This is a genomic window from Pseudomonas sp. DSP3-2-3 (assembly GCF_049898225.1).
Taxonomy (GTDB): domain Bacteria; phylum Pseudomonadota; class Gammaproteobacteria; order Pseudomonadales; family Pseudomonadaceae; genus Aquipseudomonas.
Genome location: NZ_JAFCXH010000005.1, coordinates 94,192 through 119,530, shown reverse-complemented (window position 1 = coordinate 119,530; position 25,339 = coordinate 94,192). Strand labels below are relative to the sequence as shown.

Annotated in this window: 19 protein-coding genes; 12 read left to right on the top strand and 7 right to left on the bottom strand. The window is 60.0% G+C overall.

Annotation, left to right across the window (positions count from 1 at the left end; genetic code table 11):
* Positions 1-142: 142 nt before the first annotated feature.
* Positions 143-952 (bottom strand): class II aldolase/adducin family protein, encoded by an 810-nt coding sequence (locus tag ACP7E4_RS07895; RefSeq protein ID WP_426115135.1) that lies wholly within the window; start codon positions 950-952, stop codon positions 143-145.
* A 302-nt stretch (positions 953-1,254) separates the two neighbouring features.
* Between ACP7E4_RS07895 and ACP7E4_RS07890 the strand changes: the two genes are divergently transcribed.
* The 3 genes from ACP7E4_RS07890 (at position 1,255) to ACP7E4_RS07880 (ending at position 5,502) form a co-directional block, all read left to right on the top strand.
* On the top strand, positions 1,255-2,154 hold the full coding sequence (locus ACP7E4_RS07890; protein WP_426115137.1) for a TauD/TfdA dioxygenase family protein: 900 nt from the start codon (positions 1,255-1,257) through the stop codon (positions 2,152-2,154).
* Between the two features lie 163 nt (positions 2,155-2,317).
* Positions 2,318-4,804, top strand: coding sequence for a TonB-dependent receptor plug domain-containing protein (locus tag ACP7E4_RS07885; RefSeq protein ID WP_426115139.1), 2,487 nt, complete (start codon positions 2,318-2,320; stop codon positions 4,802-4,804).
* Between the two features lie 14 nt (positions 4,805-4,818).
* On the top strand, positions 4,819-5,502 hold the full coding sequence (locus tag ACP7E4_RS07880; protein ID WP_426115141.1) for a peroxiredoxin-like family protein: 684 nt from the start codon (positions 4,819-4,821) through the stop codon (positions 5,500-5,502).
* A gap of 130 nt (positions 5,503-5,632) precedes the next feature.
* On the opposite strand, the gene ACP7E4_RS07875 is transcribed toward ACP7E4_RS07880, so the two are convergent.
* Both ACP7E4_RS07875 and ACP7E4_RS07870 read right to left on the bottom strand, forming a co-directional pair.
* On the bottom strand, positions 5,633-6,583 hold the full coding sequence (locus ACP7E4_RS07875) for a D-isomer specific 2-hydroxyacid dehydrogenase family protein (protein ID WP_426115143.1): 951 nt from the start codon (positions 6,581-6,583) through the stop codon (positions 5,633-5,635).
* A gap of 52 nt (positions 6,584-6,635) precedes the next feature.
* Entirely contained in the window at positions 6,636-8,006 is a 1,371-nt protein-coding gene (locus ACP7E4_RS07870; protein ID WP_426115145.1) for an LLM class flavin-dependent oxidoreductase, read from the bottom strand.
* A 430-nt stretch (positions 8,007-8,436) separates the two neighbouring features.
* On the opposite strand from ACP7E4_RS07870, the gene ACP7E4_RS07865 reads away from it, so the two are divergent.
* From ACP7E4_RS07865 to ACP7E4_RS07845, 5 genes are read left to right on the top strand one after another with little or no spacing between them, the layout of a single operon-like run.
* Positions 8,437-10,965 carry a TonB-dependent receptor plug domain-containing protein gene (locus tag ACP7E4_RS07865; protein WP_426115147.1) on the top strand — a complete coding sequence of 843 codons (2,529 nt, stop codon included), beginning with the start codon at positions 8,437-8,439 and terminating at the stop codon, positions 10,963-10,965.
* Between the two features lie 44 nt (positions 10,966-11,009).
* Positions 11,010-12,686: an ABC transporter substrate-binding protein gene (locus ACP7E4_RS07860; RefSeq protein WP_426115149.1), complete on the top strand. Its 1,677-nt coding sequence runs from the start codon at positions 11,010-11,012 to the stop codon at positions 12,684-12,686.
* A gap of 9 nt (positions 12,687-12,695) precedes the next feature.
* Positions 12,696-13,613 carry an ABC transporter permease gene (locus tag ACP7E4_RS07855; RefSeq protein ID WP_426115151.1) on the top strand — a complete coding sequence of 306 codons (918 nt, stop codon included), beginning with the start codon at positions 12,696-12,698 and terminating at the stop codon, positions 13,611-13,613.
* A complete protein-coding gene (locus ACP7E4_RS07850) occupies positions 13,610-14,527 on the top strand; it encodes an ABC transporter permease (protein ID WP_426115153.1) in 918 nt (305 codons plus the stop codon). Before ACP7E4_RS07855 ends, ACP7E4_RS07850 begins: the two co-directional genes overlap by 4 nt.
* Positions 14,524-16,233 (top strand): ATP-binding cassette domain-containing protein, encoded by a 1,710-nt coding sequence (locus ACP7E4_RS07845; RefSeq protein ID WP_426115155.1) that lies wholly within the window; start codon positions 14,524-14,526, stop codon positions 16,231-16,233. The genes ACP7E4_RS07850 and ACP7E4_RS07845 overlap by 4 nt, the downstream gene beginning before the upstream one ends.
* A gap of 168 nt (positions 16,234-16,401) precedes the next feature.
* Here ACP7E4_RS07845 and ACP7E4_RS07840 read toward each other — a convergent pair whose 3' ends face one another.
* Positions 16,402-17,295, bottom strand: coding sequence for a LysR substrate-binding domain-containing protein (locus tag ACP7E4_RS07840; protein ID WP_426115157.1), 894 nt, complete (start codon positions 17,293-17,295; stop codon positions 16,402-16,404).
* Positions 17,296-17,540: 245 nt separating this feature from the next.
* Here ACP7E4_RS07840 and ACP7E4_RS07835 point away from each other — a divergent pair, with 245 nt between their 5' ends.
* Positions 17,541-19,622: a TonB-dependent siderophore receptor gene (locus ACP7E4_RS07835; RefSeq protein ID WP_426115318.1), complete on the top strand. Its 2,082-nt coding sequence runs from the start codon at positions 17,541-17,543 to the stop codon at positions 19,620-19,622.
* 212 nt (positions 19,623-19,834) lie between these two features.
* Positions 19,835-20,122 carry a hypothetical protein gene (locus tag ACP7E4_RS07830; protein ID WP_331148873.1) on the top strand — a complete coding sequence of 96 codons (288 nt, stop codon included), beginning with the start codon at positions 19,835-19,837 and terminating at the stop codon, positions 20,120-20,122.
* A gap of 23 nt (positions 20,123-20,145) precedes the next feature.
* Here the strand turns inward: ACP7E4_RS07830 and ACP7E4_RS07825 are convergent, their stop codons facing one another.
* Positions 20,146-20,376, bottom strand: coding sequence for a DUF2934 domain-containing protein (locus ACP7E4_RS07825; protein ID WP_426115160.1), 231 nt, complete (start codon positions 20,374-20,376; stop codon positions 20,146-20,148).
* 396 nt (positions 20,377-20,772) lie between these two features.
* On the opposite strand from ACP7E4_RS07825, the gene ACP7E4_RS07820 reads away from it, so the two are divergent.
* Positions 20,773-21,792, top strand: coding sequence for a fatty acid desaturase (locus ACP7E4_RS07820; protein WP_426115162.1), 1,020 nt, complete (start codon positions 20,773-20,775; stop codon positions 21,790-21,792).
* Here the strand turns inward: ACP7E4_RS07820 and ACP7E4_RS07815 are convergent.
* The gene (locus ACP7E4_RS07815) at positions 21,741-22,331 is read right to left on the bottom strand and encodes a flavin reductase family protein (protein ID WP_426115164.1); all 591 of its coding nucleotides are present in this window, start codon (positions 22,329-22,331) and stop codon (positions 21,741-21,743) included. The two genes, ACP7E4_RS07820 and ACP7E4_RS07815, sit on opposite strands and share 52 nt — an antisense overlap.
* A 289-nt stretch (positions 22,332-22,620) precedes the next feature.
* Between ACP7E4_RS07815 and ACP7E4_RS07810 the strand changes: the two genes are divergently transcribed.
* Complete coding sequence (locus tag ACP7E4_RS07810) at positions 22,621-22,887, top strand: DUF2790 domain-containing protein (protein WP_426115166.1); 267 nt, start codon at positions 22,621-22,623, stop codon at positions 22,885-22,887.
* Between the two features lie 119 nt (positions 22,888-23,006).
* Here ACP7E4_RS07810 and katG read toward each other — a convergent pair whose 3' ends face one another.
* Entirely contained in the window at positions 23,007-25,271 is a 2,265-nt protein-coding gene (katG, locus tag ACP7E4_RS07805; protein WP_426115168.1) for a catalase/peroxidase HPI, read from the bottom strand.
* Between the last annotated feature and the right edge of the window lie 68 nt (positions 25,272-25,339).

The window sequence follows — 25,339 nt, the reverse complement described above, 5'->3', positions numbered from 1 at the left end:
CATGGCTGGCGCCGTGATCAACCCCACGGAAAAGCCAGCGGGGTGGCGGGGAAAGCGTCGACCCGATGGTTTTGCAGACATCGATGTCTTCCTGAAAATACGCGGGCCAGACCCATAAACGATTGGCTGCGAAAAGCCCCGGTTACTCCTTGTAAGAAGTGTCGGTGCGCTCAAGCTCGCGAATCAGCGCGTTCCAGTGCCGGGCAACACCCGGCCCGTGGCCATTGGAAAATACTTTGGCTTGCTCTTCGACCTTGGCGACGACTTCGGCAGGTGGATAGATCAGTTCAGCGTTGCCGGCAGACTGTGCGGCGATTTGAATGTTGCAGGCGTATTCCAGGCGATGCAGTTGCTGAAACGCGTGTTCGACGCTGACCCCGCCGGTCAGCAGGCCATGGTTACGCAGGATCATCACGCTCTTGTCGCCCAGATCCGCCACCAGTCGCTCGCGCTCATCCAGGTCCAGCGCCACGCCTTCATAGCCGTGATAAGCAATGCGCCCGGAGAAACCCAGCGAGTGCTGGGAAATCGGCAACAACCCGCCCTTCTGTGCAGAAACCGCGATGCCATCGCGAGTGTGGGTATGCAGAACAGCGACCAGATCGTGACGTGCGGCGTGAATCGCGCTGTGGATGACGTAGCCGGCGTAGTTGATGCCCAGGCCGGTGGGATCGTCGACGATGGTGCCGTCGATATCGACCTTGACCAGATTCGAGGCGCTGATTTCATCGAACAGCAGACCGAAGGCGTTGATCAGGAAATGCTCTTCGGCGCCGGGCACGCGTGCGGAAAAGTGCGTGTAGATATGGTCGGTCCAGCGCTTTTGCGCCGCCAGGCGATAGGCCGCCGCCAGCTTGACACGCACCTCCCACTCTTCCGGCGTGACGCGCTCACGCACGCTCCCGGAACCCGTAACGTTAGGTTGGACAGGTAATGCGCTGACGTTGCTCATGGCTTGGCTCCAAAGGGTCAAAGACGTATTGAAGTAGCCTAAGCGCATAAGAAAACATTTAAAAAGTACATTTTAATCTAAGCTAATTATAAAATTTGTTTATTGAGCATTTTAACGTCAAATGCATTTTCGTTATAACCTAATCATTAAAAAATAGCATATTAACTAGAATCATTATGCTTATATGTTTTCATCGTCGGCATCATCCATAACCGGCCTCACTCCCGCACCACCAGACTTCCCTACCCGACCCCTCTCCAGGCGGAGGTTAACCATCAACAACAAAGAGAGGTTCCATCGCCATGTCCGCAGCCCTCGAAAAGCCCGCTCAGCCAAAGCATGATCACCCAGCCACACCACTGCAGATTGTCCGCTCGCTGCAGGTCAATCGCCTGGAGCCTACCATCGGCGCGGAAATTTCCGGTGTCGATTTGCGCCAGCCGATTACAGCAGCGCAACGCGATGAAATCCGCGCGCTGCTGTTGGAACACAAAGTGATTTTCTTCCGCGATCAGGACATCGATTCGGCGCAGCAAATCGCCTTCGCGCGAGAGTTCGGCGAACTGTATGTGCATCCCACCACGCAGCAGAACGACACCAGTAAACCCTTCGCCCACCTGATTGAAGCCAAGGATGCGCGCCAGCTGTATGGCCCCAACACCACCGGTCGTTGGCACACCGATACCAGCTGGCTGTTGAAGCCGACGTTCGGCGCGATTCTGCGCGCAGTGGATTTGCCGCCAGTGGGCGGCGATACCGTCTGGGCAGATGCCGGGGCGGTGTATCGCGCCTTGCCGGAGGCCTTGCGTGAGGAAATCGACACGCTGCAAGTGGTCCACGACTTCAAGAAATCCCTCGATGCCGTGGGCTATCACTACCCGATCCTCGCCCATCCGCTGGTGCGCACGCATCCGGAAACCGGGGAAGACAGCCTGTTCATCAACTTCTCGCAGAACCCGTCGATCATCGGTTGGGAGCCCGCGCGCAGCAAGCAGTTGATCGAGCGCCTGCATCAGGAATTCAACAAGCCGGAACATCAGGTGCGCTTCAAGTGGCGCCCGCACTCCATCGCCTTCTGGGACAACCGCGCCACCCTGCACTACCCGGTCTACAACTACGGCGACTACCCGCGCCGCATGGAACGGGTGCTGATTGCCGACGACGACATTCCCCACCGCGTGCGACGTACGGCTCAGGGCTGAACACACAACCATCCAGATTGATGTGAACCCGTTGGGGCGAGCGAGCGGCGTTCCGACTTGCCAGCGAAGGCGATGTAGCCGGCCTCTTCGCGGGCAAGCCTCGCTCCAACGGTCTCAGTGCGCGAAAGCGGCAGTACCAGGGTTTTTCAAGGAAGCGGTAGACATGCAAAACATCAAACCCCGAAAGAACAACGAGTACATGGCCTACGCAGCGCTGAGCCTGCTCGCCAGCAGCATTCAGGTGCAGGCCGCAAACAGTGAAAGCAAGCCCAGCGACGACCAGACACTGAACACCGTGGTGGTTACCGGCAATCGCGGCGGTCAGGCGCGGACCGTGGCCGACAGTCCTTCGCCCATTGATGTGATCAGCGCCGAGCAACTGCAGGCCAGTGGCAAGGTGGGCCTCAAGGAATTGCTGGCGCGTTTGCTGCCATCGTTCAACCTGCCGGCCATCAACGGCGGCGGCACTTCATGGTCGGTGCGCGGCGTGACCATGCGCGGATTGTCCGGGGATCAGGTGCTGGTGCTGGTCAACGGCAAGCGCCGCCACAACACCGCGCTGATCAATAATCTGGCGCGGATTGGCACGGCGGCGGTGCCGGTCAACCTCGATCTGATCCCGGTTTCTGCTGTGGACCATATCGAGGTGCTGCGCGACGGCGCGTCAGCCCAATACGGTTCGGACGCCATCGCCGGGGTGATCAATATCATCCTCAAGGAAAGTGACAACGGCGGCAGCGCGCAAACCAGCTTCGGCCGCTATGGCAGCGGCGACGGCGACACCACTCACCAGACCTTCAACTACGGCTTGCCGCTGCCCAACGACGGCTTCCTCAATCTGGCGCTGGACAGCAAGGTGCAGGAACCCTTCAGCCGCTCCGGCAGCGCCACCGGCAATTTGTATGGCTTAGCCGGCAGACCTGACAGCCGTGACCAGACCGTCAATCGCCACGGCTGGAACCCGAGTTACGGATTGGGCCGCGAGAAGGTCACCAATGGCAGCTATAACCTGGAAATCCCGCTACAGGACGACCTGAAGTTCTATTCGTTCTCGACCTTCAGCCACATGGAAACCACCAAAGTCACCGGCAATTACCGGCCCAACGAAATCACCTCGCTGGCGGGCGATCCGGCCACGCCGTACCCGGACGGTATCCACGCGCAACGCCGCAACCGCACCAAGGATTTCCAGATTGCCGGTGGCTTCAAAGGTGAAGTGGGCGGCTGGAATTATGATGCAAGTTCCACCTGGGGCGAGGACGACTCGACGCTCAATGCAAACAACACGATCAATCCGTCATGGGGGCCGACCAGCCCTACCTCGTTCAACCTGGCGTCGCAGATCTTCGATCAGTGGACCAACAACCTGGACTTCAATCGTAGTTTCGACATCGGCATGAAAAACCCGCTGCAAGCGGCGTTCGGCTTCGAGCACCGCTTCGAGCGCTTTGAAATCGAAGCCGGGGATTACGCCAGCTATACACCGGGCAATTACGTCCTGCCCAGCGGCCCGTTTGCCGGCCAGACTCCGTTGCCGGGATTGGCCTCCTATAACGGCACCAGCACCGCCGATGCCGGCAGCATCAGCCGCAACAACGTCGCCAGTTATTTTGACCTGGGCCTGGACGTGACGGACAAATGGTACGTGGGCGTGGCCGGTCGCTACGAGCATTACACCCAGGACATCGGCAGCACCTGGAGCGGCAAGTTCTCGACGCGCTATGAAATCCTGCCCGGCCTGGCCTTGCGCGGCACGGTCAACAACGGTTTTCGCGCGCCGTCGCTGGCGCAGACTATCTATGCCTCCTCAACCTTCACCTCGGCGGGCGTGGTCAACGGTCAGCAAGTCTCGGTGCCGGTCAAGGTGCTGCCGGTAGACAGCGCCGAAGCCAAGGCCTTGGGCGCAGAACAGCTGAAGCCGGAAAAATCCCTCAACTACAGCTTCGGCGTGACCTTCGAACCCACCGACAATTATCGCCTGACCACGGATTTCTATCAGATCGCAATTCGCGACCGCATTGTTTCCACCAGCCTGCTGGGTGGCAGCGCGGTGTCGCAAATCCTTGCCGCCAACGGCCTGTCGCCCTCGCTGTACGCGCAGTACTACACCAACGCCGTGGACACCCGCACCCGTGGCGTCGATGTGGTCAACGAGTTCCGGCAGAACCTCGGCAAATACGGCCAGGTGCGCTGGAGCGCGGCCTACAACTGGAACCAGACCAAGATCGAGAAACTGCAGGCCAACCCGGCCGCACTCACCGGCCTCGGCTCGCAATACCAGCTGTTTGATCGACGCCTGCAAAAGGACCTGACCGTCGCCACGCCGCAATCGAAACTGATTCTGGCCTCCAGCTGGAAGGTCGTCGACTACGACCTGAATCTGGCTGTGACCCGTTTCGGCAGCTACACCGAAGGCGACAACAATCCGGTCAACGATCGCACCTATTCGGCGAAATGGATCACCGATCTGGACGTCGCCTACGCCCTGACCAAAAGCCTGACCCTGGCCCTGGGCGCGAACAACCTGTTCAACGTCTACCCGGACAAGAAAGGCATCAGCGATTGGGGCGGCGCTTACAAATACGGCCAGTTCTCGCCGTTCGGTTTCGGCGGTTCTTATTACTACACACGTCTGGCCTACAACTTCTAATCACAGGAATTCCCATGAGCGAATCACTGAACCAATTGCTGGCCAATCTGCACAGCGAACGCCTGACCAACTGGGCGCCAGACGCCTTGCAGGTCAATATCGACCAACGCCAGACGCTGGTGAATGCCGCAAAGCATGCGCGCTTCGTGCGGATTGGCGATCAGGCACCGGATTTCCAGCTGCAGAACGTTGAAGGCGGGACCTTCAGCCGCGATCAGCTCACCGCTTACGGCGCGGCCGTGCTGATTTTCTTCCGCTTCGCCGGTTGCCCGGCCTGCAACATTGCCCTGCCCTATTACCAGCGCCAGCTGTTCCCCAAACTGCAGGCCCTCGGCGTGCCGTTGGTTGCCGTGAGCCCGCAAGTTCCAGAGCGCCTTATCGAGATCAAGCAGCGGCATGGTCTGGAGTTTGAAGTCGCCACGGATACCGACAATGTGCTCGCTCGGCAGCTGGGGATTCTCTACAGCTTCGACGAAGCCTCGCGCGCCGCCTCGTTAAGCAAAGGTAACGGGATCGGCGAAGTCACCGGGACTGGCACCTGGGAATTACCACAGCCGACGGTGGTAGTGGTCGACGGCCACGGACAAGTGATCTTTGCCGATGTCAGCCCGGACTGGCTGGTACGCACCGAGGCCGAACCGATCCTGCAAGCCGTGGCGAATGTGCTGGATGATCGCGCGGTGCAGTTGGCGGTTTGATCGCGCTGATATGAAAGGCATTTTTTGTGGGAGCGTTCGGAGGTCACGACGGCCGCGAAGCAGTGTGTCAGGCAAACCGCCATCGCAGCCTCGCAGAGCTCGGAAGCTCCCACAGAGATTGTCAGAGTGGTCAGTAACCCCTTTGAAAATCCACCTCTTGCGTCAACGGATCGTCCTGATGGAAGCGGCGCAGGTTGTCGACGAACTGTTCGATGATGTTGCCCCACAGATCGCTCGTCGCCGGGGAAACGTGGGGTGACAATCTGATTTGCGGATGGGCGTAGAACGGGTGATCCGCCGGAGTGGGTTCGATCTGGCTGACATCCAGAGTCGCACTGGCAATCAGCCCCTGGTCCAGCGCAGCGATCAGCGCGGGTTCGTCGAGCAGGCTGCCACGGGCAATGTTGATCAGGTGCAGGCCGGGCTTGGCGTGGCGCAGCAGTTCGCTATCGACCAAATGCCGGGTGCCGCCGGTCGCGGGCGCAGCCAGAACCACATGGTCGGATTCGGCAAACAACGCTTGCAGGCTCGGCGCCCGTTCCACGCCCTGCACATCAAATGGTTTACCCGAGCGATTCAGCGCAATCACCTTGATGCCCAACGCCAACGCCCGAGTGGCCAGCGCACTGCCGATCGCCCCGAAACCGACGATACCCAACACGCTGCCGCTGACCAGTTGCAAAGTGAAGCGCTGCCACTGCGATACGTCCTTGATCCACACCTGCGGAAAGTTCTTGGCCCCCGCAAAAATCGCCGCCAGAGCAAACTCCGCCACCGCCACCGACGAAGTGCCACGCGCTGAAGATACCTTGGGCACCTCGAACAACCAGTCGGGATAAGTATCGATGCCGGACGAGGACAATTGCACCCATTGCAATTTGAAGGGCCAGCCTTGGGGCCGCGCTGGCTGGACGCTGGTACCCGGTTTGATCAGCGGGCGCGCCAGCAGAATCGTCGCTTCGGCGGGAATCGACAGCGGCAAACCAGGCCCGATGCCAATGATGTTGTACTCCGGCAAACGCTGGCGCAGCAGCGCGTTGACCTCTTCGTCGTGCTGACTGGCTATTACGGTCTGTGTCATCAGTTACCTCGTGCCGATGGCTGGGCGAACAGGAATTCAGCGGCGCAGCGCATCAATGCGCCACTTCGGGGATTTGCTCGGCGGCGGTGTCTTGACTGGCCGGTTGCGCACGTGCGGAATGGCGATTGGCCGGAACCGGCAGGCCGAGATGCCCGCGCAAGGTGTCGTGGCTGTATTCGCTGCGGAACAGGCCACGCTCGCGCAGGATTGGCAGGACTTTGTCGGCAAACGCGGCAAAATCACTGGGCGCGGTGAGGCGGATATTGAAACCGTCCACTGCGCCTTCAACGAACCAGCGCTCGATTTCATTGGCCACGGTCAACGGCGATCCAACGAAGGTGGAATAGCGCGTGGCGAAGCGCAGCGCGGCCTGGCGCAGGGTCAGGCCTTGCTCGCGCGAAGTGTTCTTGATGTGTTCGGCATGCCCGCGATAACCATTGCTGCCCAGGTCGCCCAGCTCCGGAAAGGGTTCGTCCAGCGGGTACTGGCTGAAGTCGTGATAGTTGAACGGCCGGCCCAGCTCCACCAACGCTTTGTTCAAATCCAGCTCGCCATGCAAGTCACGTTCGATCTGCCGCGCCTGCTCGTCGGTGTCGGCGATGATCGGCGCGATGCCGGGCAGAATCACCACGTGATCAGGATTGCGTCCGGCCGCCGCAGCGCGCTGCTTGATGTCCTGGTAATACGCCTGGGCATCTTCAAAGTTGTCCACCCCAGCGAAGATTCCTTCCGCGAAATCTGCCGCCAGGGCGCGGCCCGACTCGGAAATACCGGCCTGGAAAATAACCGGCTGACCTTGCCTGGAGCGCTGGATATTCAGTGGGCCGGTGACCGAAAAGAATTCACCTTGATGGTCGAGCCGATGCTGGCGCCGTTTATCAAGGAAGGTCCGGCTTTGTTTGTCGCGGGGGAAGGCATCGTCTTCGTAGCTGTCCCACAAACCCTGCACCACTTCAACGTGCTCACGGGCACGGCGATAGCGGTCAGTGTGATCAATGTGTTGTTCGCGACCAAAATTGCCGGCGGCACCCTCAAGCCCGGTCGTCACCACGTTCCATCCGGCGCGGCCGTTGCTGATCAAATCCAGCGAGGCAAACTGCCGCGCCACATTGAAGGGTTCGGTGTAGGACGTGGTGAGGGTGGCCACCAGGCCGATCTTCGAAGTGGCCCCGGCAACGGCTGACAGCAGCGTCAACGGCTCCAGTCGATTGAGGTAATGCGGCGCCGATTCCGGGGTGATGTACGGGCTGTCGACGATGAACACCAGGTCGAATTTTGCCGCCTCGGCCTGCTGCGCCTGACGCCGAAACCAGTCGATATCCACGCTGGCATCGCCGGGAATTTCCGGGTTCAGCCATTCGTTTTGAGTGGTGCCCACGCCCGTGAGGATCGCCCCGAATTTAAGTTGACGCTGCTTCGCCATGCTGAATATCCCCTGTGTCGTTGGCGGCTAACAAGCCGGGTTCGGGGATGAACATAAGCGTTGGATGCAAGCCTGTGAAATGCCGAAGGGATCTAACCTAATATTATTTTAGGTTATCAAATCATCCTGATTAATCAGAAGATCGCATAATCATGCGATGAAATTCTTATCGCGTTAAGAAGTTAACCAATCGATGGACCAGTCATTTTGGTTATAAACACAACATGATTAATTATTATATTTATACGAATTCATAATGCTAAATTCTGATCAACATCTCGCCAAGCGTGCTACCAGACATCTGCATTGACATAGATTCAGGGCCACCACCACCTTCCCCTCGAATGTGCACGAACTCCGTCAGGCGACCATAACCAGAGAAACCACGAACCTGCCGGAACTTGCATCCGGCGGCGCACGGAGCGATGCCTTGACTATCCATTTCGCACACAGCAACCGGGTCGCCAGACCCGCGAAGAAAAACCTTGCCGCCCGACGCGCCGGTGCCCTGTTACCCCTGACCTTGCTGGCGTTTTCAGTCAGCGTCGCGGCGCAGGAAACCGACACCGAAGAAAAACGCCTGGCCACGGTGGTGTCCACCGGCGTCCGCGGCGCCGAGCGTACCGTGGCCGAAAGTCCAGCGCCCATTGACGTGATTTCTGGCGACGCGGTGCGCAAATCCGGACGCGCCGGGCTTTCCGAAGTGCTCTCCAAGCTGTTGCCGTCGATGAATTTCGGCTCGAACAACGGCGGCCTGGGTCAGATCAACCGACCGCTGACCAACCGCAGCCTGGCACCCGCCTACACCCTGGTGCTGGTCAACGGCAAACGCCGCCACAAGACGGCATTTCCGGCGTCCGGTTCGGTGGATAACAGCGGCGCCAACGCGGTGGACCTGGACACCATTCCGGTCAGCGCTGTGCAGCGCATTGAAGTGCTCAAGGACAGCGCGGCTGCGCAATATGGATCGGACGCCGTGGCCGGAGTGATCAACGTGATCCTCAAGGACGCGTCCAGCGGCGGGCATATCTCGGCGCAAACCGGGCAGTTGTACGAGGGCAACGGCGAATCGAGCCAAGTGGAGGGCGACACCGGTTTCGAACTCGGCGACGGCGGTTTTCTGCACCTAAGCGCTGATGTGCGCAAACGCAATGCAACGACCTACAACAACAAGGCCAGCGGCAGCAATTGGTTCGCCCTGCCCAACGGCCAGCCTGACCCGCGAGAAGCCAACTGGGATCGCGACGGCTTGCATAACGGCGATCCGGAACTGAAGAATTACAACCTGGCCTACAACGCCGTGCTGCCCATCAATAACGGACTGGAGCTGTACTCCAACGGCACTTACGGCGAGCAGGATGCGGTGATCGGCAACAACAAACGCCGGGCCAATGGAGACGGCAACATTCTGGAGCTGTTCCCCAACGGTTATTTCCCCACCAATGACATTCACTCCGAGGATTTCCAGGCACTGGCCGGCATACGCGGCGATCTGGGCGAGTGGAAATGGGACATCAGCAGCAGCCTGGGGCGCAACCGCGTCGAACACGCCAGCGACTTCACCATCAACCCGTCACTTGGGCCGACCTCGCCCACCAGTTTCAGCGATCTCGGCACCTGGCAGAACACCGAATGGACCAACAACCTCGACGTCAGTCGCGGCTATGAGATCGGTCTGGCCAAGCCGCTGCAGGTTTCCTGGGGGGCGGAGTTCCGTCGCGAACGCTTCCAGACTTTCGCCGGGGACGAGATCGGCTATCGCAACGGCGGCTATGTCTACCCAGCGCTGCAACCCAACGGCAGTCCCAACCCGCTGGCAGGTTTGCCAGCTCAAGTCGGCGCCCAGGCAGCGACCATCGTGCGGCCGGAATACGAAGTCGATATCGAGCGCAAAAGCTATGCGACCTATCTGGATCTGGGGATCAATCCCACGGAAAAATGGTATGTGGGCCTTGCCGGACGCTTCGAGCATTTCGACGACAGTTCGGGCAACACCTTCAACGGCAAATTCAATTCGCGGTATGACCTCACCGACACCTTCGCCATTCGCGGCACGGTGGGCAGCGGTTTCCGTGCCCCGTCGTTGACGCAGATCGCTTTCACCGACGCCAACAGCCTGACCGCGCGCAACCCCGACGGCTCCATCGTGCCGGCCTTGAACTTGCTGGCGCCAGTCGATTCGGACGTCGCCAAGGCGTTGGGCGCTGAAGATCTCAAAGCCGAGAAAACCTTCAACCTGGGCGCCGGTTTCGTCTGGCGGCCGCTGCCTTCGTGGAACCTCACCGCCGATGCCTACCAGATCGACATCAAGGACCGCATCAGCCGCACCGAAGCCATCTATGGCCCGGCGCTGTCGCCGATCCTCAGCCAAGCCGGGCTGAACTCGGGCTATCGGGTTTCGTACCACGCCAACGCGTTCGACACCCGCACTCGTGGCGTGGATGTGGTCAGCGACTACACCTGGCGCCCGCAAGCGTTGGGGCTGGTGCGCTGGACGACGGCCTTCAATTACAACAAAACCACCATCACCGGGCGCAAGGCTGCGCCGGATGTGTTGTCGTCCTTGGGCAGCAATAGCGGCGGCAGCCTGACCTGGGTAGGTCGCTCCCGTGAAGGTGACCTGACCGAAGCCACGCCGAAAACCAAGTGGGTGTTGGGCGCGAACTGGCTGATCAACGACTTCGACATCAATCTGCAAACCACCCGCTACGGCAAGGTCAAGGTCTTGCAACAGCTGGAAAGCGGCGACCGCAGTTTCGGCGCCAAGTGGATTACCGACCTGGACGTCAGCTACGCGCTGACTGACGCAATCACCGTGTCGCTGGGCGGCGTGAACATTTTTGACGTGCGCCCCGATGACAACGCTGTCGTCAACAACACCGGCGGTTACATCTACGGCAACCCGCCGTTCTCCCCTGCTGGCGGGTTCTGGTACACCAAACTCGCTTACGACTTCTGATCCCATTCACGCAAATGGTCGGCTTGCCGACCCTAAGGTTCACCATGAAAACGTTGCCCTACAGCCTTGCCTTCACTCTGGTCGCCAGCACCTTGCTGGCTGGCTGCGACAACCCGAAAACGCCAACCCAAAGCGCTGCCACGAACACCACTGCCACAAAAACCGTGGACACCAGCAAACCCGCGGCCGGTGGCGAAGTTTCATGGGGTATTACCACCGAGCCGGTGTGCTTCGATCCGCACCGCTCGGGGCAGCAAAACAGTTTTATCGTGATCCGTAACTACGTGGATTCGCTGATCGGTAAACAGGCTGACGGCAGTTTCGCGCCATGGCTGGCCAAGAGCTGGAGCGTATCGCCGGATGGTCTGAATTACACCTTCGTTCTGCGCGATGACGTGACGTTCACCGACGGCGCGCCGTTCGACGCTGCGGCAGTCAAAGCCAACCTGGATTACACCAAAGACCCGAAAAACACCGCGCTTGCGGCGGCGTTTCTTGAGTATTACGACCGTACCGAAGTGGTTTCCCCCCATGAAGTGAAAATCGTGCTGGCGCGCCCGGATTCGGCGATGCTGGAGTCTCTGTCCAGTGTCAAACTGGGTTTCCTGTCACCCAAGACCTTGACCAACGGCGCCGATCTGTGCGCTGGCGGCCCAGGGCTGGTGGGCACCGGGCCGTTTGTTTTCCAGAGTTATCAGCGTGGCCAGTCGGCGCGTTTCGTCAAGAATGCCAGTTACAAATGGGGTCCGGGTTACGCGAAAAACAAAGGCGCGCCGTATCTGGATGCAGTGACCTATCGCTTTATCCCGGAATACGCGGTCCGTGCCGGGGCCTTGAGTTCCGGGCAAGTGGACCTGATCGAAGGTGTGCAACCCAGCGATATCCCGCTGTTCAAGGACGCCGAAGGCTTTCAGTACCTGGTCGGCCCCTCGGCGGAAACCTCGTTCACGCTGAACATCAATTACACCCATGGCGTCGGCACCGATGTACGCGTGCGTCAGGCGTTGCGCGACGGTTTTGACGTGGATGCGGTGGTCAAGAGCCTGTATCTGGGCACCGTGCCGCGCGCCTGGTCGAACATCGGCCCGGATAACCCGGCCTACAACAAAGCCCTGGTCGGCACCTGGGGCAACAACGTTGCCAAGGCCAACGCGTTGCTGGATGACGCAGGCTGGACCGGTCGCGACGATCAGGGCTATCGCACCAAGGATGGCCAGCGCCTGCGCATCGAAGTCGGCTTTCCGCAGCCCTACGTGCGCGACAATCGCGACCTGTTGATCCAGTCGATTCAGGCCGCTGTGAAGAAAAACATCGGCTTCGATCTCGACCTGCGCATCACCACCGGCGGCGATTGGGCCAAGACCCGCGCCGACGGCAGCTGGCACATTTATCCGAATACCCTTAACCCGTCCGACAGCGCCCTGTCGTTGCGCGACGTGCTGGGCAGCACCGGTTTTTACAGCGGCGTTCGCGAGAAAACTGACCCGATTATCGTCGGACTGATCGACAAAGCGCGTGCGACTTCTGACCTTGCAGCACGTCAGCCGATTCTCGACAGCATCCAGCAACGCGCCGTGGACCAGGCCTACATCGTGCCGCTATTCGCCCCCAGCTATCAGATCGCCGCCAAATCCAGCCTGCATGACCTGAGCTTCGAAGCGCAGCTCGACTCGCCCTCCAACCTCTACGACGCCTGGTTAAGCTCGGGTCCGTCCAAATAAGGAGCTGTCATGTGGCGTCCGGTGCTTACCCGAATATTGAGCAGCCTGATGGTGATCTGGCTTAGCGTTTCCGCGGCCTTTGTCGCCCTGCATTCATTGCCGGGCAACATCGCTGATGTGCTGGCCGGTGATGTGGAATATCCCGGCCTGCGCGAAGCCATCGCGGCGGAATGGGGTCTGGATAAATCGCTGCCCGAGCAATATCTGGATTTCCTCGGACGTCTGGTGGAAGGCAATCTCGGCACGTCCTACATCATGCGCATGCCGGTTTCCGACATCCTCGCCTCGCAGCTCTGGCCGACCATTGAGCTTGCGCTGAGCGCTGGCGCCCTGGCGATTGTGCTGTCCATCGGCATCACGTTGCTCACTGCCGGGCGCAGCTTGCGGCTGCGCAAAGTGGCGTCGCTGTTCGAACTGGTCTGCACCTCAACCCCGGTATTCTGGATCGGCATCCTGCTGTTGATGCTGTTTTCGTTCCAGTTGCGTCTGTTCCCGGTAGCCGGCGCGCAAGGCTGGCGCTCGCTGGTGCTGCCCGCCGTGACTCTGGCGCTGCCCACCGTGGGCCTGCTCTCGCAGGTGCTGCGCGAATCCATGGAGAAAGTCCTCGAACAGCCCTTTATCACCACGCTGCGCTCGCGGGGCCTGAGCGAAACCCGGCTGCGCAGCGGTCACGTGTTGCGCCATGGCTTGCTGCCAATCGTCACCCTCGGTGGCTGGCTGATTGGCGGCTTGCTGGGTGGTGCGGTGATCACTGAGAAAGTATTCGGCCGACCGGGGCTGGGCACCGTCACCCTCAACGCCATCACCAGCCAGGACGTGCCGGTGGTGCTCGCCGTGGTCCTGCTGGCAGCGGCTATCTACGTGTCGATCTCGACCTTGCTCGACATCGTTTATCTGTTCATCGACCCGAGGCTGAGACATTCATGACCCTTTCATCGGCACGCTCGACCGTACGTTCACCGCAGCCACTGGATACACCGTCGGAAAACCCGACCGTCGTGCTGCCGGAAAATCTTGCGTGGCAACCCGCACGTCAGTCACTGCCGTTGGGGGTCAAGCTGTCGCTGGGGTTTTTACTGGTGCTGTTGGTAACCGTGACGGTGCCGCAGTTATTGACCAGCTACGACCCGCTGAGCGGTGACATAAGCCAGAGCCTGCAAGCGCCGGGCACCGCGCATTGGTTTGGCACTGACCGGCTGGGCCGCGATGTGTTTGCCAGGGTGATTCACGGCGCGCGTTACTCATTGCTGATCGGCATTGCGGGCATGCTGATCAGTCTGGTGCTGGGCGTATTTTTGGGGATCATTGCCGGGATGAAGAACCGCTGGCTGGATGAAATCGCCTCGCGGATTTTCGACGTGCTGTCAGCCTTTCCCGGCGTGTTGCTGGCGCTGCTGGTGATCGCCTTGATCGGCCCCGGCATGATCAACGTTGCGATTGCCATTGGCATCGCGGGCATTCCGAAATTCGGCCGAATGGTGCGCAGCCAGACGCAACTGGTGCGCAAGGCTGATTACGTGACTCACGCCAGTTTCTACGGCCAGAGCCGCGCCCAGGTTTTCTACAAGCACTTGCTACCGAATGTGATGGTCGCAATCCCGATTCTGGCCACCATCGATATCGGCAGCTCGATCATGGCCGTGTCCGGGCTGAGTTTTCTTGGCCTTGGCCCACAACCCCCCACGCCGGAATGGGGCGTGATGCTCGCCGAAGGTCGCGATGTGTTGCGCACCGCCTGGTGGCCCAGCGTATTTCCCGGTGTCGCGATCACGTTGACGGTGATCGCCTTCAGCCTGATCGGCAGCCATGTCCAACGTCGTTTCGAGGGCCGTCAGCCATGAGCGTTTCCCGGTTGAATAACCTGCCACAAGCGCTGGTTGAGGTGCATAACCTGAGCATCGGTTTCGCCGGTGCCAACGGCGGTCGGCCGCTGGTACGCAACGTCAGTTTCAGTATCAAGCCGGGGCAATGTGTCGCGCTGGTGGGCGAGTCGGGATCGGGCAAAAGCATCACTGCGCGAAGCGTATTGGGCCTGTCCGGGGACGGCGCGCAGATAAGCGCCGACAGCTTTCGCATTGCCGGACGCGATGCGCTGGCGTTCACCGGGCAAGACTGGCGGGCGCTGCGCGGCACCTTTGCCGGGCTGGTCATGCAGGACGCGCTGGTGTCCCTGGACCCGCTGCGCACCATCGGCCAGGAAACCGCCGAAGTGCTGATCCGCCACGACTTGCTCAAAGGTCGCCAGGCGCTGACCGCCAAAGTCCATGACGTGCTGCAACAGGTGGGCATAACTGACCCGCAATTGCGCGCCGGGCAATACGCCCATGAACTGTCCGGCGGCCTGCGCCAGCGCGGTCTGATTGCCTCGGCGATTGCCGCAGGTCCGGCGCTGATCATCGCCGACGAACCGACCACCGCGCTGGACGTAACCGTGCAGCAGCAAGTGATCAGCGTGCTCGCCGAGCGGGTGAAGAACGGCGCGGGCCTGCTGTTGATCAGCCATGACCTGGCGCTGGTGGCGCAGATCGCCGACTTCGTGCACGTGCTGCATGAAGGTGCAGTGGTGGATGCCGGACCGGTGGCCGAAGTGCTGCGCAATCCCCGCCACGCTTACACCCGACAATTGCTGGCGGCGGTGCCATCGGCGCAATCGCGCGGGCACAAACTCAGCTCGGCGCGCATCGTCGCAGCGGTTCCCGGCGCTGAAGGTTTGTCAATTCGCCGTGAAACATTGACCCGACACCAGATTGAAGATCGAACCGTGCTTGAGGTGCAGAACATCTCGAAACGCTATGGCGCAGGCGGCTGGGGTCGCAAGGCGCGGCCATTCACAGCCCTGCACGACGCTTCGTTTGCGATCCGCAAGGGTGAAGTGCTGGGCATCGTCGGCGAGTCCGGTTCCGGCAAGACCACTTGCGCCAACATTGTGCTCGGCTTGCTGACACCGGACACTGGCAGCGTGAAAGTACTCGGCCAGACCTGGAGCGGCATCGCCGAACAACAGCGCCGCCCGTTGCGTCGGCACATGCAGTACATCCCGCAGGACCCGCTCAGCTCATTCGATCCGCGTTACACAGTGCTGCAAGTGATCGCAGAGAACCTGCCAGACCCAACGCTCAATCCGGCGCAACGCCAGGAGCAGGTGGTGGAACTGCTGCGCCAGGTCGGTCTCAACGAAAGCCTCTTGCAGCGTCGCCCGCTGACGCTGTCCGGCGGCCAGCGTCAACGCATCGCCATTGCCCGCGCCCTGGCGGCGGCCCCTGCCCTGCTGATCTGCGACGAACCGGTTTCGGCGCTGGATGTCTACGTGCAAGCGCAGGTTCTGGACCTGATCGCCGAGTTGCAGGCGCAGTACCAGATGTCGCTGCTGTTCATCTCCCATGATCTGGGCGTGGTGCAGCACATCAGTGATCGGGTGCTGGTGTTTCATCAGGGCCACATCGTCGAACAAGGGCCCACCGAACAACTGTTCGCCGCGCCGCAACATGCGTATACGCGGACGTTGTTGGGGGCGGTGGCGCACAACAAAGTACCGTCGCTCGATTGATATGGATTGGAATGAGGGAATTTATTCCCGAAGCGATCTATCCGGCGCTGGAGATGCATCGCCTGTCCTGGCGCTTTCCCGGATAAATCCGGTCCCACACAGTCTGCACAGGTTCGCGAGGCGCTATTTCTGATCACCCAGGACCGACGCCTCGCCAACAGGTTGGCTCTACGGAACCAGCTCCTTCAGCTCTTGCGTGAGGAAATCCAGAAACGCCCGGGTTTTCATCGGCACCCGCCGCGCTGACGGGTAAACCGCGTTGATGGAAATCGGCGGTGCCTGCCAGTCGCACATCACCGCCACCAGGCGTCCTTCAGCAATCGATTGTTCGACGATGAAGGTCGGCAGCAATGCGATGCCCATCCCCGCCTCCGCCGCCTGTGCCAACAGGTCGCCATTGTTGGCGTGCAACGGGCCGGTTACGTGGACTTTCTGGGTTTCCTTGCCATTGCTCAATTGCAGGCTGACGCCGCTTTGCAGATAGCCATAATTCAGACACTGATGCGCCGCCAGATCCCGTGGGACTTGCGGCGTACCTGCGCGGGCCAGATAGGCCGGTGCCGCCACCAGGACGCGAGGCGCAGGCGCCAGATGCCGCGCCACCATTGAAGAGTCGGCCAGGCTGGCGATACGGATCGTGATGTCGAAGCCACCCTTGACCGGGTCGACCTGCTGATCGCTGAACACCAACTGCAGCTCCACTTTGGGATGCAATTCGTAGAATTTGGGGATCAATGGCCCGAGTCGGCGCAAGCCGAAGGACATCGGCGCGTTGACCCGCAATACCCCGCGTATTTCACCGAGACCGGTGCGGGCGCGCTGCTCCGCCTCATCCACCGAAGCCAGGACCTCACGACATGCCTCGTAGTATTCCGCGCCTGCTTCGGTCAGATGCAGGCTGCGCGTGGTGCGTTGCAGCAATTGGACGCCGATGGCTTCTTCCAGCGCCTGAATCTGCTTGCTGACTTTGGATCGCGGCACCGCCAGCGCTCTGGCTGCGGCAGCGAAGCCGTTTTCGCCAACGGTGGTGACGAAGGTGCGCATGCATTCGATACGATCCATGACCGTCCCTGAAATGGAAACAATGAGGCGCGACTTTAATTAAATGTTTCCAAAGTTGCCATCTTGATCATTCAGCAGCGCCGGCGTGAGCCCTCCATCTGAATGTATGCAAGTTGATACAGTCCCGGAATTGGCAGATATGTCTTGGCTTACCCCGGCCAACAAAGTAATAATAAACATTCTCATTTACATCTTTTTACGGAATGAATTCAGTGCTCACCCGACCGCGTTCTTATCGCTGCGCCATGCTTGCCCTAGGTTGTGTTCTGCTGCCCACGCTCTCCAACGCGGACGATTCGGTCACCGAATTGGGCGCGACTGACATTCAGGCTACCGGCGAATCGCAAAGCGCCGGTTACACCCGGGCGACCACCAGCACCGCGAGCAAGTCCGAAGTGCCGGTCAAGGATGAAGCACAGACCGTGAATTCAGTGACGCAACAGACACTGGACGACTATCAGATCAAATCACTGAACGACGCAATGAAGTTCGTCAGCGGCGTTTCGGAAACCAACACCCTGGGCAATAGCAAGGACGCGGTAATCAAGCGCGGCTTTGGTTCCAACGACGACGGGTCGATCCTGCGCGACGGCATTCGTTCGGTCGTGGGCCATAACGTGGGGGCCACCACTGACCACATCGAAGTGCTCAAAGGCCCGGCAGCGCTGCTCTACGGTGCGGCGGAACCGGGTGGCATGATCAACGTCATCAGCAAGCAGCCGCAGTTCACCCGGCAAACCACCCTCTCGGGCTCGGCCTTCAGCGAAGGCGGCGGGACGTTCGGCCTGGATACGACCGGCCCGTTGGGTGACACCGGCCTGGCGTACCGGTTGGTCGCCGAGCGCGGCAATGAAGACTACTGGCGCAACTACGGCACCAATGAAAATACGCTGGTTGCCCCTTCGCTGAGCTGGGTCGGCGACCGCGCGAGCATGACTCTGGCTTATGAATACAACGACTATTCCAGCCCGTTCGACCGCGGCACGGTGTTCAGCAACGGCAGTCCGGCAGCGGGCAGCTACAGCAAACGCCTGGACGAGAGCTGGGCCAAGACCGTCGGCATCAGCGAGACCGCCACGGCACGGTTCGAGTACCAGCTTAGCGACACCTGGAAAACCCGGGCAACCTACGGCTGGAACAACGACCGTTACAGTCTTTCCATCGCCCAGCCGACCAGACTCAGCAATGGCACGCTGACCCGCCAGGCCAATGGCGGCCATTACGACTATGAAAGCCGCTACAGCGCGCTGGATTTCATTGGCGAACAGCAGCTGTTCGGCCAGCGCCATGACCTGCTCGTGGGCATAGACAACGAAGCCTCAGACAAGTATCGCGGCAAGACCTATCGCAACACGACCACCCAGACCATCAACATCTACGATCCACAGTACGGCAAGCTGGCCGAGCCCAGTGTGGTCAGCGCAGCACAGAGCAACACGCGCAACGAGCTGACGTCCACGTCGGTGTATTTCAAGGATAACTGGCACTTGAACCAGCAGTGGATTCTGGTCCTTGGCGGTCGCCAACAGCACTACGACCAGTACGGCGATCAGGGCCTGGGCAAGTCTTACCAGCTGAACCGCGACGACAACGGCGATACGTTCATTCCATTTGCCGGACTGGTCTATCAGCCCACTGAAGCGCTGTCGCTGTATGGCAACTACAGCCGCTCCTTCGTCCCCAACGACACGGTGGACGACGTCGGCAATACCTTTGATCCAGAGGAAGGTCGCAGCTATGAAATCGGTGCCAAGTACAACCCGTCACAAGCGCTGAACATCAACCTGGCGCTGTTCGACATCGTCAAGAAAAACGTCGTGACCACCTCGACGATCAATGGCGTGAGCGTCGCTGAAGCGGCAGGCAAGGTCGGCTCCCGTGGGCTGGAACTGGACGTTACCGGAAAAATTGCACCGCGCTGGGACGTGATCGGCACCTACGCTTATACCCACACCGAGATTCTTGACGATCCGGACGACGAAGGTAATCGCCTCAATAATGCCCCCATGCACACCGCCAGTCTGTACCTGACTCACCATCTCGCCTTCCCGGAAACCACGGGGCAGTGGCATGCCGGCAGCGGCGCGCGGTATGTGGGCAAGCGTCCGGGCGACAACGACAACAGTTTCTGGATGGACAGCTACACCGTTGCCGACGCGTTCCTGCGTTGGGATCTGCCTACTCAAGGCTATAAGACGCGCCTGCAGTTCAACGTCGACAACCTGTTCGACAAGCACTACTACCCGTCAAATACCGGCAGCGGTGAACTGCAAGTCAATGTCGGTGAGCCGCGAACAGCACGTCTTTCAGCAAGCGTGACGTTCTAGACCGCAAACCGACAGTCGCAAGCATCGTTTTCCAGGATGCTTGCGACAGCCCCTCCTTTGCCCCGCTTCGCCGGTTTCTAAAGAGATTTGCTGCGCCCGTGAACCTTTTTGCAGTTTTCCGGTCGCGGACGCTAAAGTCTGCCTGCACCTGCCGATACAAGTTGTAGAGCGCGGAAATCACCGGCGCAGCTTTGATGACAGACAGGCATTCAATGGACACTATTTTTTTGCTGGTTGAGCACGGTCGCGACCAAGGTGAAGTCTACATTCATGGCTGGTTCGACGATGAACGAGCGGCGAAAGAGACCGCTGAAGCGATGGAGTGGAAGGCCTACCGCGAGGAGTCCAAGCGCCAGCACCAATGGTCTTCCCAGCCTCTGCTGGCACCCGACCAGACAACTCATCGGCGCTTCTGGGTCAAGGGCATTGCCAAAATGGAACAGGCTTTTGCACCCGCAGCGATGATGCCTGCTGTGACCGCGTCTACCGCCGTTCACTGATCAGACGCTCCGCCCTCGCAACCTCAGCGTCGCTCGGAGCCCGGCTTGTCAGGCTGATCGGGGTCTTGCTGATCCGGGTCGGGCAACAACGCCTCGACGGCCGCCCTGTCGACACTGCGCGAAGGCGTCATCGCCACTGATTCGGCCAGTTTGGTCGCCATCTGCCAGTGACGCTCGTGATGGCCCTCGGGTTTGCCCTCGGTTTCCCAGATCATTGTCGCCAGCTGACGCACGGTTTCTTCGTCGACGTTCATGTGCTGTGTTCTCCAATAGGATCGTGTGACATCGCCGGCCTTGGCGTAAGCACTCCGGCCAACGTTACGCCAGTTCACAATCGAAACAATACGCGTCACAGGCTCGATCTCCCTAACGTAAACAATTTGCCGAGGCTACCGGTCGATGGTTCGGACATCTGGGCTGTCCCAAACGATAAGTGGAAACGGTAGACCCCTGCCTTTTCTGCCGAGTTCAGTCGGGTTTGGTTAGCGGTAGCGCTCCATGCCCCATAAAGACGCGCTGACTAATTCGAAACAGCTATATAAAGCTATGGATTAGTGATTATTCACGCATAACAAAGCTTGATAGGGTGCGTCTACCAGACCACTGGCCGCCACGACATCCTGAATGCCGAGAATCTGGTCACTTGCCCTATGTCTAACTACCTCGACGCCGCACACCGCGTTCGCATCCTTGAGCTGCAAGCCTCCTGGACTGCCCGCAGCGACTGGCCCACCTGGCTGCTGTTGCTCGGCACTTACTCGGCATGGTTCGCCCTGATTCATTACGCGCCGCTGTTGGGCCAGACGCTAACGCTGCTGCTGTTGATTCCGGTCATCACCTTCTGGATGTCGCTGCAGCATGAGCTGCTGCATGGCCACCCTTCCCCGTGGCGCTGGCTGAATAAACTTTTGGGTTATGCGCCGCTGGCGATCTGGTATCCCTACACGCTGTATCGCGACAGCCATCTGCTGCACCACCGCGACGAGGAATTGACCCGGCCGCAAATGGACCCGGAGAGCCGCTACCTTGACGCGCAAGCCTGGCAGCGCAGCGGCGTCTTGCGGCGCGCTGTGCACTGGTTGAATAAAACCTTGTACGGGCGCCTGTTGGTGGGGCCCGCGCTGGCGCTGGGCGGTCTTATTGTCGAAGAGTCTTCAAGGCTGCGGCGCGGCGTGCTGCAAGCCTGGCTGATGTGGCTCAGCCACGGCGCGTGCGTGGTCGCGGTGCTGGCGTTCGTCACGCTGCATGGCGAACTGCCGATACTCGGTTACCTGCTGTCCAGCGTGCTCGCCTTGGGGCTATCCATGGTGCGCTCCTACTACGAACACCGCCCCGCCCAGGCACCGGAGCAGCGTTCGGTGATCAACGAGGCGGGCTGGCCGTGGCGCTGGCTGTTCCTGAACCTGAATTTGCATCTGATCCATCATGACCTGCCCGGCCTGCCCTGGTATTTGCTGCCCATGGTCTACACCGAGCGTCGCGAAGACTGGTTGCGCCGCAGTGGCCAGTTTCTGGTCAACGGCTATGGCGAACTGTTCCAGCGCCACGGCTTGCGACCCATCGACAGCCCGCAGCATCCCTGGCATTCAGGCTCGACAACTGATGTCACGCCGAATCGTCAGTCACTCTCGGTCGCTGGCTCGACATTGAGCACTTCACCGATCGCATAGAAATGCCCGCCAGCGATGTAGTGCAGGCTGCGCAATGCCGGATCGGCGTGCTCGAAATGCCAATGCCCATCGCGGAACACGCGAGTGTCGGACCATGCGCCAACCACTTCACCAATAAACAGATCGTAAGCCTGCTGATTGTGCGGCTCAGGAATCAGCTTACAGAGCAGCCAGCCGGAACATCCGGCGACGCAAGGCACGTCCTGCCCCGCCAGATCAACCCACTCCACGCCCGCATGCGCCAGCTTTTGCGCATCATCATTCAGGCTGGTGGTGCCCACTTGGTGGGTCAACTGCAACTGCGCCACGGTGGGCACCTGAATGACGAACATGCTGCTGCCCTCGACAAACTCCCGGGTCCTGGTGGCTTTATCCAGCACTACGGTCAGTTTTGGCGGCATGAAATCCAGGGCGCAGGCCCAGGCGGCGGCCATGACGTCGACGCCGCCATCATGGGCAGCAGACACCAGAACCGTCGGGCCGTGATTGAGGAGTCGATAGGCCTTGGCGAGATCGACCGGAGCGATGTGACTGTTCAAGCAACTTCTCCTGCAGGACGAGCAGACGGCGTTGCGCCGCCGATAGTCCGCAAGCATGTCGAATACGCAGAGCACCGGCAAGGGCCAGGCAGTGATCCTGCGAAGAGCCCGTTCTTGCGCCCCAACGCTCGTTCTCGGCCCAACTGTCGTCAATGTGTATCAGCGCGACTGATGCCAGCTATTGCTCATTACTATTTCTGCAAATTCCTCAAGGCGCACAGAATCGCTGCCAGAAGCAAACGAAATGAAACGTTGCTTCCAACCACTTCTCACTTAAGGAATACACACCATGAAAACTCCACTGTTCGCCGCACTCTTGATGGTTAGCGCATTCGCCTCGGCCAATGACAATGTCCCTAACGTCGCAGCTGCCGAAGTTGAGCAGTACAGCTACTCCGAGCCGCTGGATATCAACAAAGTCATCAGCATCACCACCGCTGAGAACGTCAATCCAATCCGCGGTACTGTTGAGTCGCACATGGTCTACACCGATCACAAAGGTGTCATCCACAACCTCGAATACACCACTGAAGCCTACAGCGACCAGGACAGCTGATCGTGATTCACGATTCCGAGGTAGCAGCGAACCCAGCTTGTCGCTGCCTCGTCCAACTTGATAGCCACAGGCAGCCTCGCCTCCACGAAGCTGCCTGATTCATTTATCACACCGTCAGTTCATCGAAGATCAAAGCGATCGAGATTCATCACCTTGTCCCAGGCAGCCACGAAGTCTTTTACGAACGTCTCCTGCGCGTCCGAGCTGGCGTAGACTTCAGCCAGCGCCCGCAGCTGCGCGTGGGAGCCGAAGACCAGGTCTACCCGGGTGCCCATCCATTTCACCTGGCCGGTTTTGCGATCACGCCCTTCAAACTCCTCCGCTGCTTGCGAAACGGGTTTCCACTCGGTGCTCATGTCCAACAGGTTGATGAAGAAGTCATTGGTCAACGCTTCGGGCCGACTGGTGAACACACCATGGGGGCTCTGTTTGTAGTTTGTATTCAACACCCGCAGGCCACCGAGCAGCACGGTCATCTCTGGCGCGGTCAGGGTCAGGAGTTGCGCCTTGTCGATCAGCAAAGCCTCGGCCGAAAGGCTGTAGCGACCTTTGGCATAGTTACGGAAACCATCGGCAGCGGGTTCGAGAAAGCCGAACGACTCCACATCTGTCTGCTCCTGAGACGCGTCCATGCGCCCCGGCGAAAATGGCACGGTCAGGGTTTGTCCGGCATTTTTTGCCGCCTGTTCGATGCCGGCACAGCCGCCCAGTACGATCAGGTCCGCCAGCGAGATTTTTTTGCCGCCAAACTGCGTCTGATTGAATTCGGCCTGAATCCCTTCAAGGGTTTCCAGCACGCTCGCCAATTGCTCGGGCTGGTTGGCCTGCCAGAACTTTTGCGGTGCCAGACGCAGACGCCCACCATTGGCACCACCCCGTTTGTCCGAGCCACGGAAGGTGGACGCGGCTGCCCAGGCGGTGGACACCAGCTGCGCCACCGACAAGCCGCTGGTCTGGAGCTTGCTTTTCAGCGCGGCAATGTCGGCTTCATTGACCAGACCATGATCGACTTCCGGAATCGGGTCTTGCCAGAGCAACTCTTCAGCCGGCATTTCCGGGCCGAGGTAGCGCGACAGCGGTCCCATGTCGCGATGGGTCAGCTTGAACCAGGCGCGGGCGAACGCATCGGTCAACTGGTCGGGGTTTTCAAGAAAGCGCCGGGAGATTTTTTCATAGATCGGATCAAAGCGCAGGGCCAGGTCCGAAGTCAGCATCGACGGTGCGCGGCGCTTGGACGGGTCATGGGCATCCGGCACGGTATCGGCACCCGCGCCATCTTTGGGCCGCCATTGATTGGCGCCAGCCGGGCTTTTGGTCAGCTCCCATTCAAAACCGAACAGGTTTTCCAGATACTGGTTGCTCCATTGAGTCGGCGTTGAAGTCCAGGTCACCTCCAGGCCACTGGTGATGGTGTCGGGGCCTTTGCCCGTGCCAAAACTGTTTTTCCAGCCCAGCCCTTGTTCTTCAAGACCGGCGGCTTCCGGTTCGGCACCCACATTGTCCGCAGGCCCGGCGCCATGAGTCTTGCCGAAGGCGTGACCACCCGCGATCAGCGCGACCGTTTCTTCGTCATTCATCGCCATACGACCGAATGTTTCGCGGATATCTTTTGCCGACGCTACCGGATCCGGATTGCCTTCCGGGCCTTCGGGGTTAACGTAGATCAGCCCCATTTGCACCGCAGCGAGGGGATTTTCCAGGTTGCGGCCCTGGTTGTCAGTGCGACTTTCTTCGGTGCCATGCTTATCGGCTTCGGCCACCAGCACACCCTCTCCCGGCGGTTGGGCTTCCTTGCCGTAGCGGGTATCACCGCCGAGCCAGGTTTTCTCGGACCCCCAATAGATGTCCTCATCAGGTTCCCAGACGTCCGGACGCCCGCCCGAAAACCCGAAGGGCTTGAAGCCCATGGACTCCAGCGCGACGTTGCCGGTGAGCACGATCAGGTCGGCCCAGGAAATCTTCCGCCCGTATTTCTGCTTGACCGGCCAGATCAGCCGGCGCGCCTTGTCGAGGCTGACGTTATCCGGCCAGCTGTTGAGTGGTGCAAACCGCTGTTGACCGGCACCGGCACCGCCGCGACCGTCACCGGTGCGATAGGTACCCGCGCTGTGCCAGGCCATGCGAATGAACAGCGGCCCGTAATGACCAAAGTCCGCCGGCCACCAGTCCTGGGACTCGGTCATCAGCGCATGCAGGTCTTGCTTGACCGCTGCCAGGTCGAGGCTCTTGAATGCCTCGGCGTAGTTGAAGTCTTCGCCCATGGGATCGGACAAGGACGAGTGCTGGTGAAGAATTTTCAGGTTCAGCTGATTCGGCCACCAGTCGCGGTTCGTGGTGCCACTGCCAGCGGCTTGACTGAACGGACATTTCGATTCATTTGCCATGTGCGAGCTACCTTTGGTCGAGTTCATCCGCTTGCCCGGGCCGGTCTGAGCGACGGGGGAAGATGAAT

What these genes read in the sequence shown, in the direction of transcription:
- ACP7E4_RS07885 (WP_426115139.1), top strand. Translation starts at nt 2,318, where the DNA reads ATGCAAAACATCAAACCCCGAAAGAACAACGAGTACATGGCCTACGCA.
- ACP7E4_RS07880 (WP_426115141.1), top strand. Translation starts at nt 4,819, where the DNA reads ATGAGCGAATCACTGAACCAATTGCTGGCCAATCTGCACAGCGAACGC.
- ACP7E4_RS07855 (WP_426115151.1), top strand. Translation starts at nt 12,696, where the DNA reads ATGTGGCGTCCGGTGCTTACCCGAATATTGAGCAGCCTGATGGTGATC.
- ACP7E4_RS07845 (WP_426115155.1), top strand. Translation starts at nt 14,524, where the DNA reads ATGAGCGTTTCCCGGTTGAATAACCTGCCACAAGCGCTGGTTGAGGTG.
- ACP7E4_RS07850 (WP_426115153.1), top strand. Translation starts at nt 13,610, where the DNA reads ATGACCCTTTCATCGGCACGCTCGACCGTACGTTCACCGCAGCCACTG.
- ACP7E4_RS07835 (WP_426115318.1), top strand. Translation starts at nt 17,541, where the DNA reads ATGCTTGCCCTAGGTTGTGTTCTGCTGCCCACGCTCTCCAACGCGGAC.
- katG (WP_426115168.1), bottom strand. Translation starts at nt 25,271, where the DNA reads ATGGCAAATGAATCGAAATGTCCGTTCAGTCAAGCCGCTGGCAGTGGC.
- ACP7E4_RS07870 (WP_426115145.1), bottom strand. Translation starts at nt 8,006, where the DNA reads ATGGCGAAGCAGCGTCAACTTAAATTCGGGGCGATCCTCACGGGCGTG.
- ACP7E4_RS07810 (WP_426115166.1), top strand. Translation starts at nt 22,621, where the DNA reads ATGAAAACTCCACTGTTCGCCGCACTCTTGATGGTTAGCGCATTCGCC.
- ACP7E4_RS07890 (WP_426115137.1), top strand. Translation starts at nt 1,255, where the DNA reads ATGTCCGCAGCCCTCGAAAAGCCCGCTCAGCCAAAGCATGATCACCCA.
- ACP7E4_RS07820 (WP_426115162.1), top strand. Translation starts at nt 20,773, where the DNA reads ATGTCTAACTACCTCGACGCCGCACACCGCGTTCGCATCCTTGAGCTG.
- ACP7E4_RS07860 (WP_426115149.1), top strand. Translation starts at nt 11,010, where the DNA reads ATGAAAACGTTGCCCTACAGCCTTGCCTTCACTCTGGTCGCCAGCACC.
- ACP7E4_RS07825 (WP_426115160.1), bottom strand. Translation starts at nt 20,376, where the DNA reads ATGAACGTCGACGAAGAAACCGTGCGTCAGCTGGCGACAATGATCTGG.
- ACP7E4_RS07895 (WP_426115135.1), bottom strand. Translation starts at nt 952, where the DNA reads ATGAGCAACGTCAGCGCATTACCTGTCCAACCTAACGTTACGGGTTCC.
- ACP7E4_RS07830 (WP_331148873.1), top strand. Translation starts at nt 19,835, where the DNA reads ATGGACACTATTTTTTTGCTGGTTGAGCACGGTCGCGACCAAGGTGAA.
- ACP7E4_RS07840 (WP_426115157.1), bottom strand. Translation starts at nt 17,295, where the DNA reads ATGGATCGTATCGAATGCATGCGCACCTTCGTCACCACCGTTGGCGAA.
- ACP7E4_RS07875 (WP_426115143.1), bottom strand. Translation starts at nt 6,583, where the DNA reads ATGACACAGACCGTAATAGCCAGTCAGCACGACGAAGAGGTCAACGCG.